Source organism: Methanohalophilus sp. (genome assembly GCF_030156785.1).
In the GTDB taxonomy this organism is placed as follows: domain Archaea; phylum Halobacteriota; class Methanosarcinia; order Methanosarcinales; family Methanosarcinaceae; genus Methanohalophilus.
The window spans coordinates 1-12,471 of the sequence record NZ_JASGLW010000002.1 but is presented as its reverse complement, the minus strand read 5'-3'; the positions used below and the strand labels follow the sequence as shown (position 1 = coordinate 12,471).

Below are 12,471 nucleotides of genomic sequence, written 5' to 3'. Positions count from 1 at the left end.
AGCAGTTATTTTGAATCCCCAAGGTTTTCCCGAAAGGGTAAGATAAATCAGAGATATGCCATTGATCTGGCAAGCCTGTACATATGAAGCAGGGTGTCTACACTGTCAAATACAGCAGCGGTTTCTTTCCCCTGCCAAATAATCGGGAAAGAGAGGATTAATAGTTGTGTTTGGTTCTGGTTTTCGCAGGGACATCGGTTTCTGGGCATGTCAGGGATTAATCGGAGTGATTAATATTAATTGCCCGAATGAAATTGACATATAGTAATCAATATATGCCCTGGCCTTAATAAGAATTTGTAACGTGGAGTTCGAATGAATATTAACCAACCAGAACTCCACATTGACCCGAAGGCAGGGTTAGGTTTGTTTTCAATCCGGTTTAAAACTTGCGTGATCTTGCCTCGAGTAGATTAAATGAGGTAAGAAATACATGTCTAATTTAGTAAAAAAGGACTGATGGCAATGTCAATAATTTTTTTGATATTGTTGTCTACAGGAATGGTAAGTGCAGAAAAAATTGAAACCCACACAATGGCCGAGGATAAACTCGAGCTTGCAAATGAACTATATGGAATTAATATTACATATGGTGAATACATAAAGCAGCTTTTCCCTGAAGAATATGATGAATCACCTGACCCTTCCAAAGCGAGATTCTACTCCACAAAGATAAGCTGGCCAGATGAATCAAAGGAATTTGATAAGACTAATGGAGCCATGGAAGCTTCTTCAACTAGTGAGGATCAAAAACTTTCAGTTCCAATCCCTTATTTGATACATGGAGAATCCGAAATTGACGTTTCCAACTCCAACATTGACTATAAATCTTGGCAAAGAATGGTATTACCAACTCCTTATACAAGAGTTGCTTACATGGAAGTCGTGACTAATCTGCAACGTAATGATGGAGATCATGTTACAATCGTAGGAGTAAAGAGGAAAACAGGTTACAATGTGTATAAACTAGAAGCCAGTGGCTCTTACACTGCTAGTACTTCAGGATACTATAAAGCTGTTGGACTGCACTATGTTGAATGGCCCGCAAGCCCAGGTTATTATGCAGGCTCCTCATTTACAGACTGGACTTATGTAAATTAAGTGCCTTTTAATCTGGAGAAAATGGGGTGTTATTTCAACCCCCGAATTTCACTTAAATGCTATAAAAAATAGGTGCGAAAGATGTCTTCTGCGTTATGGGGTTTTGGAATACAATATGATCTTTTTGCTACATTGTTATGGCTATTCTTTTCCATTGTGATACTAATAGTAGCAAGATTATTGTCCCTCAGAATGAAATGGAATCCTAAAAAAAAGCACTGGATTATCATTATTTTGATAGCACTAATTGTTTCGGAAATATTGTTATTAATGCTTGGAATTAGTTGAAATGTGATCTCAGATTTAGATATTCTTTCAATTTCACATCTTCCGGTCTTTTGTGTTCCCATTTTTCCTAGAATGATCTATTTGTATTGCAAACTTTCTTGCATATACCATATACTAAATTTGATTTTAGCTAAAATTATTGGATTATGCGATAAATCATAGAGTTTTTCATCTGATATTTATGATATTCATTCAACAACCTTTATAATCAACACTTACAAACTATTACTACCAGGGAGAGATATAATCATGGTGTTAGAACAATTTACAATACTTACACTTATTGTAGTGATAGCTATCCTTACACAGGCCATCAAGGTCGTAAAGGAATACGAACGTGTTGTGATATTTAGACTTGGTCGATTCAGCGGTGTTAAAGGTCCCGGGATATTCTTCATTATTCCGATCATAGATACGGCAATCAAAGTGGATCTGCGCGTCGTAACCATTGACGTCCCAAAGCAGGCAGTCATAACACTGGACAACGTTACGGTGGCAGTGGATGCGGTGGTATATTACAAGGTCCTCAAACCAGAATCTGCGATTACAGAAGTCGAAGATTACAAGTATGCAACCGCAATGCTTTCACAGACCACTTTGCGTGATATCATCGGACAGATGGAACTTGACGAGGTCCTTTCATCAAGAGATAAAGTCAACAAGGAAATTCAGGAAATGCTGGACGTATCCACTGACCCGTGGGGTATAAAGGTTACAGCCGTTACCCTACGTGATGTGAGCATCGACGAGTCAATGCTGCGTGCCATTGCAAAGCAAGCGGAAGCTGAAAGGGAGAAACGTTCACGTATCATCCTTTCGGATGGTGAATTCAAGGCAGCCGAAAAGATGAAGGAAGCAGCTAAGTTGTATCAGGATGTTCCTGTAGCCATCAAACTCAGGGAACTCCAGACCATTGCGGAAGTTGCAAGAGAAGGCAACATGGTAGTGGTTACCAATACCGGTGATACAGGCAATATTGCTGCCCTCACGGAAGCCTTTGCAAAGAAATGATGGAGAATAAAATATGAAAGGGCTCCAATACCTTTCTTTCTTTTCTTTTATCCTTATCCTGCTAGTGCTGGTTCCGTCTGCTTCGGCAGAAGAGGTAATGGTTCTTGACATGGATGATTCCATCACACCAGTTGCCGATGATATGGTAGCAGATGCACTTGCAATCTGTGAGGAAGAAGGTTACGAAGCCCTTGTAATAACCCTTAATACACCTGGAGGAGGACTTGACGAAACCCTAAAAATAATCGAGAGAATCGATGACTCATCTATCCCGGTTATCGGATATGTGTACCCTAAAGGCACAAAAGCATGGTCAGCCGGCACTCTCATACTCATCAGTACCGATGTGGCAGCAATGGCACCCTTCACAGTGATTGGCTCTGCCCAGCCAGTAAGCATATCAGCAACAGGTTCCCAGCCCGTCAATGATTCCAAAGTCATAAACGCAATTGTTGCCCTTGCAAAGGAAAAGGCAAGCCAGCATGATAGGAATGAAACCGCTGCTGAAGAGTTTATCACAAAAAATCTCAACCTTAACGCAGAGGGAGCACTTGAAGCCGGGGTAATCGAATACATTGCTGAGGATATTGATGATCTGCTTGAACAGGTTGATGGCGAAAATGTAAAAGGTGAGATACTCAACACATCCGGAGCAGATATCGTAAACTATGAACCGGGAATCTCTCTGGCATTTATGCAAATAATCTCAAACCCGATAGTCTCTTCCCTGCTTCTTATGCTGGGAATATACGGAATTATTTTCGGCATTTCAAGCCCTGGTGTGGGAGCGGAAATTTTTGGCGGTATCAGCCTGTGCCTTGGCCTGATAGGAATAGGCTTTGACGTGAACCTTGCAGCAATATTCCTAATCGGTATTGGAATTGTGTTGTTGATACTGGAATTGCAGGCGTCGGGGTTTGGAATCTTTGGCATAGCAGGAATAATATGCCTGATTGCCGGGAGTGTCTTCCTTGTACCGAATGATTTTCCTCGTTGGTATGGACCGGCGGAGGCACAAATGACAATGATATACTATGTACTGATACCCACATCTATTGTAGCGATATTCTTTATCTTTGCCCTTTACAAGGTAATGCAGGTAAGGAAAAAGAAACCCATAATCGGAGAAGATATGGTAGGCGATCGTGCAGAAGCTCTTGATGATATTTCACCCAAAAGCAGTGGATATGTGCAATATCACGGAGAATATTGGAAAGCCGAATCCGAAGAAACAATTCATGCTGGAGACAAAGTGGAAATAATCGGAAAAGACGGACCTGTTTTGACAGTCAAACGAAAAGAAAAACAAAAATGAATCATGGAAGGTTTTTGAGTCTTTCCACAACCTTTTTTTTCTTTTCAATGGCTTCATTTGCAGCTCTGTCAATAGCCTTTTTCATGTTTTCGAAATCTCCAGGTAGGTCCTCACCCATCATTTTCTTGATAGGCGTGTACGCAGATTCCCTGAACCTTGGAGAAAAGTCCTTCACTACACCATCAACAACCAGATCCGCACCAGATCCTTCTTCCACACGACCCACAATATCAATGGCTACTCCTGCATTACGTATGCATTCCATGATTGCGGGAGCTTCATCCCCAGGAGCTATAATCAACAGTGCATCCAGTGACACTCCCAGATAGTCAATCTCAAGTTTTTCCAACATTTCAAGGACACGGGGATTTACAAGCGGACGGAGTTTATCCTCTTCAAATACAAGTTTGACACCTGCTGTCCGGGAAATCTCTTTGGCATCCCCCCTAATTCCTCCGTTGGTTACATCAGTCATGGCATGAATCCTGTCCACTAACCCTGAATCAAGAAGAGCCTCACATGCCACAAGAAATTTAATATTTATGGTTTCGTCAACCACGTCATGCATCCCATAATAAAGTGCCGTGGTTGAAATTGTACCTCCTCCGGCACCTTCCGTCATGAGAATTACATCACCCACTGTTGTATTTTTTCTTGCGGCAAGTGATGATGAAATCCCTACTGCGCCCACACCGCCGGTCATACGACCACCGATAACCATGTCCCCGCCGATCCGGAGAGTACTTCCTGTAATCAAAGGAATACCGGTGAGTTCGGAAACAGTAGTAATTCCTGCAATATGATCAAAGATCATACCAACATCCCCGTCATCTGCGACATGAATGTCAGATAAAAGAGCAAGTGGTCTGGCACCCATTACATAGACATCCCTTAACGAAGCCCTTGCAACATGGAAACCTGAAAGATAGGGAAAATCACTCAGGCGTGAATGCATACCGTCTATAGTTATCACAAGATATTTATCATCATCAATTTGAACGGCTCCTGAATCATCAAGCTGGCTGCTGTCAACGACTGCGGATGTATTGCCTATTATCTCTGCTATCTTCTCATGGGTATAAAAATCGCCTATCCCACGTGAACCTACACCAAAACGTCCCATACTGACTCCGGAAACGGATGAAGTAAGGGCATCTCCCTCTACATTCAGAGTTGCTTTTGCTTCTTCAATTGCAGCTTTTGCAAGTGCGAGAGAGTGTTCATGGGTGGAACCTTTTATTTCCTGAATTAACGCTGCAAGCCGTCTTTCAATGTCTTCTTCACCCTTTAAGAGGGCACGTTTTGCATATCCTTCAATATCCATGATATCCCTTCAGCACATGTCAACAAAATTGCGGAGTATCTTCAGTCCCACATCCCCACTTTTCTCGGGATGAAACTGGGTTCCCATGACATTACCACTGTCATTCACAACTGAAGCTGCAAAATCCAAACCGTAATTGCATGAGGCAAGTGTGTGAGAAAGATCTGTTTTCACATAATACGAGTGCACAAAATAAACAAATGAACCGTTTTTTATGCCTTTGAAAAGCGGGTGTTCCTGTACTATGGAAAGGGCATTCCAGCCCATGTGCGGCACCTTCAGATCAGAGTGGGGAAAACGAACAACCTTACCGGGAATCAATCCCAGACCATTTGCTTTCTCTCCTTCCTCAGAATGTTCCATGAGCATCTGCTGTCCCAGACAAATCCCGAGCATTGGTTTCCCAGACTTGACAAATTGGTCTATTCTGTCAAGGAACGGAACAATATTTTTCATGGCATCATTGAATGCCCCGACCCCGGGAAGAACAAGACCATCTGCATGAACCAAAACAGCAGGATCTTTCGTAATAGTTACTGAAGCCCCTGCATGCTCAAGTCCTTTCTGGACACTCCGGAGATTTCCAACACCGTAGTCAATAACCACAATATTTTTCATGGTGAGTATGTAATGGTTTTAATACATCAATCTAACGAACCGATATTGTTTACCAGCAAATTCCTATGTATTCTATATCCGTAGACAGGGCGTCGGGGTCTATAACATGACGACCGTCTATGACAAGCTTCTCTTTCATCAATGAGAAGGACTCATCCAGATCCCTAAATTCATCCCACTCTGTCATTATCAGGCAAGCATCTGCATCTCTGAGAGAATCATCGATGTTTTCGCAATAAGTGATGTTATCAAAAACCATTTTCATGTTTTCAGATGCGAGCGGATCATATGCCTTAACTTCAGCACCAAGTTCGAGAAGTTTTCTGATAACAGGAATTGAACGGGATTCCCTTATGTCGTCCGTGTTGCTTTTGAAAGCAAGACCCAAAACTGATATTTTTTTCCCGGAAAGATCAGGAATCTTTTCCTGAAGCAAATCCACCATTTGAAGAGGCTGTAATTCGTTTACCTCTATTACAGATTCAAGTAATGAAGGATAATAATCCATATCCTTTGCCTTTGCTATGAGTGCCCGGACATCTTTTGGGAAGCAGGAACCACCAAATCCCACCCCACTATTGAGGAAATAAGGACTTAACCTGGAGTCTTTCCCTACAGCATCCATTACTTCATAGGTATCAATACCCAGCTTTTTGCAGATATTCCCGATTTCGTTTGCAAAAGAAATCTTGGTTGCAAGAAGGCAATTGTTTGCATATTTGATCATTTCTGCTGTTCGTATATTGGTATGAGTGATTTCACAGTCTATATCTCTATAGAGTTCGGAAACAAGTGCCCCAGATCGTTCATCAATGGAACCCACCACAATTTTGTCAGGATTCATGAAATCAGCAACTGCCCTGCCTTCCCGCAGGAATTCCGGATTCATTGCTATTCCAAAACCTTCACCTGCAATGCGACCGGAATACTCTTCAATCAGAGGCAAAACAACATCTTCTGTGGTGCCGGGAACTACAGTGCTTTTGACAACAACAACGTGATAACCTTTTTTGGTGGCGATTGCAGAACCCAAACTCTTGCTTGCAGCACCAACAATTGAAAGATCAATTCCGCCGTCATCGCCTGAGGGAGTGCCAACACAAATGAATGAGATGTCAGTATTCTGGACAGCATATTCGTAATCTGAAGTTGCTATCAGGTTTTTCCCCACATGCTCCTGCATGAGATCTTCGAGACCTTCCTCCCAGACAGGTGGATAACCGTCATTGATTTGCCTGACTTTTTTCTCATCTATATCAATACAAATCACTTCATGTCCAAGAGCTGCAAAACATGCTGCAGTTACTGAGCCAACGTAACCAGTACCTATAATTGACACTCTCATTATGACCTCTCCCGAATTGTAAAATGTTTTTATTAATATATTAGGATAATTATTCAGCTACTAAAACGAAACTTAAACCGGTTTCACAACAATAGCTTCCCCTGCTTCAAGTGCATCCAGGATATCTGCAGCAACATGGGAATTCTTCCGGATTTTGATTTCCCCATGCCTACTTACCGTAGCTGTAAAAAGATAATCCTGCCCTATAAAAATTTCAACGTCATGGGTAGAAAGATCGGGAACATCAAGGATGATATGACGTTTTGTCTGCTCAACGGCCGGCCTTAATTCAGAATTTGAAGATTCTCGCTTGCCACCTTTTCCAATCAGTTCACGAACATCAACGCTAAGGCCCAGTTGCTTTTCAATTTTAGCAATGGTTGAACCGTTCTTTCCTATTACCTGTGGAATTTCGTAGTCTGAAACCTTAACGACTGCTTTACTGTCAGAAATCATCTCAACTTCAACAGGACCATTTACATAGCGCTCCATCAGACTTCGGATCTCATTTTCCGCAAGCTTCCATGTGGGTTTTCTTGCTTCCTCTGAAACAGGCATTACAACTACCTGTTCCCCAAAGGTGTAGATTTCATATTCCACCTGCCCACTTTCAAAATCAGAAATTAGAATCACGGGCCTTGCAAGGTCTGCTTCGGTCATCCCGAAGGGTACTTTTACAGTAAATTCCAGAACCTGTACTTTTGAGACTTCACCTTTGTCAATAAAAACAACAGTATCAACTACCTGTGGAATGATACCCAGTTCAACTCTTCCAATCAGACGCTGTACTGCATCAACCGGCCGGTTTGCATGCACAACACCCACCATTCCTACACCTGCAAGCCGCATATCTCCGAATATTTCAAAATCATGTGTTTTGCGCACTTCGTCATAAATGGTATAATCAGGCCTTACCAACAGCAATACATCGGCAGTGTTTGTCATATCTCCTTCCAGCGGAGCATACTGTGTTATTTCAGCCGGCACCTGAAGATCCCTGGGAGATTCCATGGTTTTGACAACATATCCATTTTCGTGAAGGTAATTGGCAAGCCCGGCAGCAAATGTGGATTTACCTGCTCCTGGGGGACCGGCAATCAGGACACCACGCTGCATGAGGACACGTTCCTTTAATTGATCACTTAAACGGTATTCTTCAAGCCTTACTGATGCCACCGGCCTTACTGCCGTTATTTCGATATCATCGGAGAAAGGCGGATTTGAAATTGCTATTCTCATATTTCGAATCTGTAAAACAGAAGCACCTGTACTGGAAAGTTCAACAAATGATTCGTTGTCTGATCTTGCCCTTTCAGACAGCTCCCTTGAAATGTAATGTAATTCCCCATACGTACATGGAGTATCACGTATGGGCACGAATTTCACATCGCCAATGCTACCCCTTTTTGCCATGGGAAGCACACCATTTTTGAGATGAACAGACATCGTATCGTCTGAGAAAAAATCTTCTATTTTAAGAGGAGTTAGTTCAAACAAAGAGGGTTTAAGGTACTCTACATCCATCCCCCTCGCCAGGGCGACTTCTGCTTGAATCCGATCCCCAGTCACAAATTTCGCGCCCAGTTCTTCACCAACTGAACGTATAAGAGCGTCAATTTCCCCTCCTTTTGCAAGTTTGACCTGATCCGGGCTAGGGCGAATACCCACAAAAGAAACATCTACCAATCCCTTCCGGGATAATTCCTGAATAGATTGTAGTTCTTCAAGTCCCTTGTATCCAATTTCAAGACCACGATTGGCCTGTGCCTCGATTTCGGCAACCACAGCTTCGGGAATGATGATTTTCGCATTTGTATAATCGCCGGACCGTATTTTTTCCGAGATCCGGCCGTCTATGATTACACTTGTGTCAGGAACTACTTTCAAGTCTGTGGAGTTACCCATAATATGTGAATTGTTTGTGAATATATTTAATTCAATCCTTCAAAGAGTTAGTAAACATCTTCCGGATTAAACATCTTCTCTCCGACAACTTCGCCTTCAATGTTGCGGTAGAAGCATGACCTGTAACCTTTGTGGCAGGCACCGCCTTCCTGTTCAATTTTTGCAAGCAGGACATCCATATCACAGTCAACCAGAAGCTCTTTTACTGTCTGGAGGTGACCCGAACTTTCTCCCTTTTTCCATAGTTTCTGGCGGCTGCGGCTCCAGTAGTGCATAATTCCGGTTTCAATTGTCTTTTCAAGAGCTTCTCTGTTCATATAAGCAAACATAAGGACTTCGCCCGTTTCATTGTCCTGTGCAATTGCTGGAATTAAGCCGTTGTCAAATTTCAGTTCATCAAGATCAATCATGGTAATCATCTGTGATGATATACTATAACTATAAAAAGTAGAGGCTTCATATGAAAAGTAATAATTCACTTATTTGTCGGTATTACTTTTGTAATTACCTAAAAATACACATCATTGTTAGGTGAAGGCAATGGAATATATTTTTGATGGAACAAGTGGCTACATGACACCAACGGGAATCGAGGGGCTTGACGTACAATTGGGAGGGGGAGTCCCCTCTGGAATTACAATATTGCTATTGGCTGAACCCGGGACTAGTTCAGAAATTTTTGCACAACAATTCGTATATGGTGGTCTCACCGAGGGAGAAGAAGTCTATTATTTCTCTACTGACCATCCCATCGATGAAATAATTGAAGATATGAAAAACTTCGGGTGGGATATTGAGGATTATATCAACAACAATCAGATGGATTTTATCGACGCATATAGTCTTCGTTTTTACAATGTTCTTCCAAAGCACCTTTCCATTGATCTTTCTGCGAAAGACTTCATCAAGCAGAATATAGATGCCATGAATCTGTTAAAAGTAGTTATAAACGAGCCACGAAAAGAGAAATACAGGGGAGTTATTGATTCAATATCCTTTTTTTTGAGAGCTTATGAACTCAATGACGTTGTTGAGGAAATTGAAGTAATTTCTGCTATCGGAAAGGCTACCAATGCCGTACAACTTATCATGATGACGTCAGGCATGCATGATCCAATCATAGAAAACACCATGAAAGACATATGTGACGGTGTTATTGAATTCAGGATGAAAGAGAAGGGAAGTGAAGTTGAAAGATCAATTCTTATTCGGAAAATGCGTGGCATGATCCCACCAAGTAAAACCATTTCATACAATATTACTAAAAAAGGAATTGAACTTGAAACCACAACAAGAATCCTTTAATTGAATCTAAAACAATAAAAGGTGGCAATTAATGAAAAATAAGCTTTCAAAAATACTGAATGATATACTTACTTCATCCGGATACAACGTGATGGATTCCAGTACTGCGGATTTGATTGCTGAGAAAAACGGAGAAAAAATGTATATCAAGTTTGAAAGCCGACTTGATCGTAGTTCCATAGAGAATTTTTCCAGAAACATTTCTGACGGCGTTGGTCTTTTTGTCATTACCGGCGGTACCGAGCAAGAAATGGTAGCAAATGCCAGAAGAAACGGAATCATGGTATGGGATTGGGACGAACTGGCTTACCAGATAGGTAAAGCCGTGCTGGCAGATCTGGAGGAAAAAGATGTTGATCTTGTACAAACAGAAGCAGTTGATAGTCCCCAAGAGAACTACATCATTGCAGAGGATAACACTTTCCAGAACAACATGTTTGTAACTTCGGTTCCAGATGAAGAGAGAAACAGCACATTAAAACCTGCTGCAACCATCATGAATGAAGATACGGAAAAAATAACCGAACTTAACCTGAAGTCTTCACCAATAAATATTACAAAAGACAAAGCCATTTCAATTGCGAGGCCCCATCTTGGAAATGTCAGTGGTGCAGAACTGAAGTTTGTTCCTTTCTGGAAATATATTTATTCCCTGCATTCGGAGTACCAATTTAAGTCCAAGATTATAGATATTTCAGGAGAAGGAGAAGGATTTATTAATGCTGTTAATGGGAACACTGAAGAATTTGTGCTTCCGAAAATTTGTAACAGCGTGCAGGTTGAAGGCGAGTATGACATTAGAAGTCCTTCTCTAACAGACTCGGAAATTCGGGAAGAACTTCTTGAGAAAATAATCGATGAACATACCAAAGATGTTAAGTTTGGGAACACAGTCGGAGAAGCAATAATTTCCGAGCACAAGCGGTTCAAGCCAATGAAAGATGATATATCAATCAAGACTGAACTTGTTTACGTCCCTGTATGGGAAGCAAAAGGTAAAAGAAATTCCGTAGAAATCAACGCTTCCACCGCCGAAGTTCTTGCAAACCCTTCAGATAGTGATGTAGAATTCGTGTAAAACTGAGGACGACAAATTAATATAGTAACACCCGACTAAGGGAAGTATAATTACTTACAAAGGAGAGAACAATGGTAGAAATTACTGATCTCGCAGCTCAGGAACTTAAATCCCTGATGGAATCCGAGAATAAAAAAGATTATGCTCTGAGAATTTTTGTTGCAGGTCTTGGTTGCAGTGGTGTACAGTATGGCATGGCACTTGACAACGAAACAAAAGATGATGATGTAACAATTACCGACAAAGATCTCAAGATCGTAATGGCACCTGACATTGAGCAGGATCTTCATGAGGCGAAAATTGACTTTATTGAGACTCCTGATGGCAAAGGTTTCATCATTGATAACCCAAAAGCTATGAGTGGTTGCAGTTCATGTGGTGGTGGATGCCACTAATTTGAGCATGCATTTATGTCCTACATTATATAACTGGTGTATTACACGAATGAGGTATTCAATATGATTCCAAACATGGGCGGAAGGGGCATGAACCCAAAGAAGCTTAAGCAAATGATGAAGCAAATGGGTATCAACGTCGATGAACTATCTGATGTTGAACAGGTAATTATACGCCTGCCGGATCGTGAGATAGTATTCAATGATGCCAATGTAACCATAATGAATGCCCAGGGAGTTGACACTTACCAGATAGTCGGAACTCCTGAAGAAGTAGCAAGAGAACTAGAAATTCCTGAAGATGATATAAGGCTTGTCATGGAACAAGCAAATGTTTCTGAAGATGCGGCTAGACAGGCCCTCAAGGATGCAAACGGCGATCTTGCTGAAGCAATAATGACATTATCTTCCTGATTTTACAGGAAGATAACTTTTACTCTTTTATGCATCAAACCCTTCCTGAAAAATATCGGAAGCTATTCAAGTTATAGCTATTGGTTGCTGGACCTAACTCGATCCTTTTTGAAACAAAAAGTAAATAAAATCAGATACTCGCCTTCATCTATAAAGAAGGCACATATTAAAATGAAGCGTCCATTTTTCTGTAAGTTTAAATTCATCCTTATACAAAAACCGAACCGGCAAGCCAAGATCTTCAATCTTATAGTCACTTTCAACTGAATAATATTTAACCAAATATTCTTTAAAAAAACGAATTTGCTCTAGTCCTTCGTCTGTTTAGTTATTTAAATAAACTAACATCTCTTATGATAAATTAATTGATAA

At 41.2% G+C, this 12,471-nt stretch carries 13 protein-coding genes; 7 read left to right on the top strand and 6 right to left on the bottom strand.

The features are described 5' to 3' along the window. Positions 1-47 precede the first annotated feature (47 nt). A complete protein-coding gene (locus tag PWQ49_RS01360) occupies positions 48-209 on the bottom strand; it encodes a hypothetical protein (RefSeq protein ID WP_300606769.1) in 162 nt (53 codons plus the stop codon). A gap of 250 nt (positions 210-459) precedes the next feature. On the opposite strand from PWQ49_RS01360, the gene PWQ49_RS01355 reads away from it, so the two are divergent. The 3 genes from PWQ49_RS01355 (at position 460) to PWQ49_RS01345 (ending at position 3,715) form a co-directional block, all read left to right on the top strand. Further along, the gene (locus tag PWQ49_RS01355; protein ID WP_300606766.1) at positions 460-1,101 is read left to right on the top strand and encodes a hypothetical protein; all 642 of its coding nucleotides are present in this window, start codon (positions 460-462) and stop codon (positions 1,099-1,101) included. A gap of 537 nt (positions 1,102-1,638) precedes the next feature. Beyond that, entirely contained in the window at positions 1,639-2,400 is a 762-nt protein-coding gene (locus PWQ49_RS01350) for a slipin family protein (RefSeq protein ID WP_300606763.1), read from the top strand. 13 nt (positions 2,401-2,413) lie between these two features. Then, on the top strand, positions 2,414-3,715 hold the full coding sequence (locus PWQ49_RS01345) for a nodulation protein NfeD (protein WP_300606760.1): 1,302 nt from the start codon (positions 2,414-2,416) through the stop codon (positions 3,713-3,715). 1 nt (position 3,716) lies between these two features. On the opposite strand, the gene PWQ49_RS01340 is transcribed toward PWQ49_RS01345, so the two are convergent. The 5 genes from PWQ49_RS01340 to hisI form a co-directional block, all read right to left on the bottom strand. After that, positions 3,717-5,039: an AIR synthase related protein gene (locus PWQ49_RS01340; protein ID WP_300606757.1), complete on the bottom strand. Its 1,323-nt coding sequence runs from the start codon at positions 5,037-5,039 to the stop codon at positions 3,717-3,719. Between the two features lie 9 nt (positions 5,040-5,048). Continuing rightward, positions 5,049-5,657, bottom strand: coding sequence for an imidazole glycerol phosphate synthase subunit HisH (gene hisH / locus PWQ49_RS01335; protein ID WP_300606754.1), 609 nt, complete (start codon positions 5,655-5,657; stop codon positions 5,049-5,051). 49 nt (positions 5,658-5,706) lie between these two features. Then, entirely contained in the window at positions 5,707-7,002 is a 1,296-nt protein-coding gene (locus PWQ49_RS01330) for a UDP-glucose/GDP-mannose dehydrogenase family protein (protein WP_300606751.1), read from the bottom strand. 72 nt (positions 7,003-7,074) lie between these two features. Further along, positions 7,075-8,907, bottom strand: a complete 1,833-nt coding sequence (locus tag PWQ49_RS01325) for a PINc/VapC family ATPase (protein ID WP_300606749.1) — start codon at positions 8,905-8,907, stop codon at positions 7,075-7,077. 47 nt (positions 8,908-8,954) lie between these two features. After that, on the bottom strand, positions 8,955-9,317 hold the full coding sequence (gene hisI, locus PWQ49_RS01320; protein WP_300606746.1) for a phosphoribosyl-AMP cyclohydrolase: 363 nt from the start codon (positions 9,315-9,317) through the stop codon (positions 8,955-8,957). A 130-nt stretch (positions 9,318-9,447) separates the two neighbouring features. Here hisI and PWQ49_RS01315 point away from each other — a divergent pair, with 130 nt between their 5' ends. The 4 genes from PWQ49_RS01315 (at position 9,448) to PWQ49_RS01300 (ending at position 12,099) form a co-directional block, all read left to right on the top strand. Then, complete coding sequence (locus PWQ49_RS01315; protein ID WP_300606743.1) at positions 9,448-10,212, top strand: RAD55 family ATPase; 765 nt, start codon at positions 9,448-9,450, stop codon at positions 10,210-10,212. Positions 10,213-10,243: 31 nt separating this feature from the next. Then, positions 10,244-11,290, top strand: a complete 1,047-nt coding sequence (locus tag PWQ49_RS01310) for a hypothetical protein (protein WP_300606740.1) — start codon at positions 10,244-10,246, stop codon at positions 11,288-11,290. Positions 11,291-11,361: 71 nt separating this feature from the next. Beyond that, positions 11,362-11,685, top strand: a complete 324-nt coding sequence (locus tag PWQ49_RS01305) for an iron-sulfur cluster assembly accessory protein (RefSeq protein ID WP_300606737.1) — start codon at positions 11,362-11,364, stop codon at positions 11,683-11,685. A 63-nt stretch (positions 11,686-11,748) separates the two neighbouring features. Then, positions 11,749-12,099: a nascent polypeptide-associated complex protein gene (locus PWQ49_RS01300; protein ID WP_300606733.1), complete on the top strand. Its 351-nt coding sequence runs from the start codon at positions 11,749-11,751 to the stop codon at positions 12,097-12,099. Positions 12,100-12,471: the final 372 nt, after the last annotated feature.

Coding starts and splice junctions, on each gene's coding strand:
- PWQ49_RS01300 (WP_300606733.1), top strand. CDS start 11,749: ATGATTCCAAACATGGGCGGAAGGGGCATGAACCCAAAGAAGCTTAAG.
- PWQ49_RS01330 (WP_300606751.1), bottom strand. CDS start 7,002: ATGAGAGTGTCAATTATAGGTACTGGTTACGTTGGCTCAGTAACTGCA.
- PWQ49_RS01355 (WP_300606766.1), top strand. CDS start 460: ATGGCAATGTCAATAATTTTTTTGATATTGTTGTCTACAGGAATGGTA.
- hisH (WP_300606754.1), bottom strand. CDS start 5,657: ATGAAAAATATTGTGGTTATTGACTACGGTGTTGGAAATCTCCGGAGT.
- PWQ49_RS01340 (WP_300606757.1), bottom strand. CDS start 5,039: ATGGATATTGAAGGATATGCAAAACGTGCCCTCTTAAAGGGTGAAGAA.
- PWQ49_RS01315 (WP_300606743.1), top strand. CDS start 9,448: ATGGAATATATTTTTGATGGAACAAGTGGCTACATGACACCAACGGGA.
- PWQ49_RS01360 (WP_300606769.1), bottom strand. CDS start 209: ATGCCCAGAAACCGATGTCCCTGCGAAAACCAGAACCAAACACAACTA.
- PWQ49_RS01310 (WP_300606740.1), top strand. CDS start 10,244: ATGAAAAATAAGCTTTCAAAAATACTGAATGATATACTTACTTCATCC.
- PWQ49_RS01305 (WP_300606737.1), top strand. CDS start 11,362: ATGGTAGAAATTACTGATCTCGCAGCTCAGGAACTTAAATCCCTGATG.
- PWQ49_RS01350 (WP_300606763.1), top strand. CDS start 1,639: ATGGTGTTAGAACAATTTACAATACTTACACTTATTGTAGTGATAGCT.
- PWQ49_RS01345 (WP_300606760.1), top strand. CDS start 2,414: ATGAAAGGGCTCCAATACCTTTCTTTCTTTTCTTTTATCCTTATCCTG.
- PWQ49_RS01325 (WP_300606749.1), bottom strand. CDS start 8,907: ATGGGTAACTCCACAGACTTGAAAGTAGTTCCTGACACAAGTGTAATC.
- hisI (WP_300606746.1), bottom strand. CDS start 9,317: ATGATTGATCTTGATGAACTGAAATTTGACAACGGCTTAATTCCAGCA.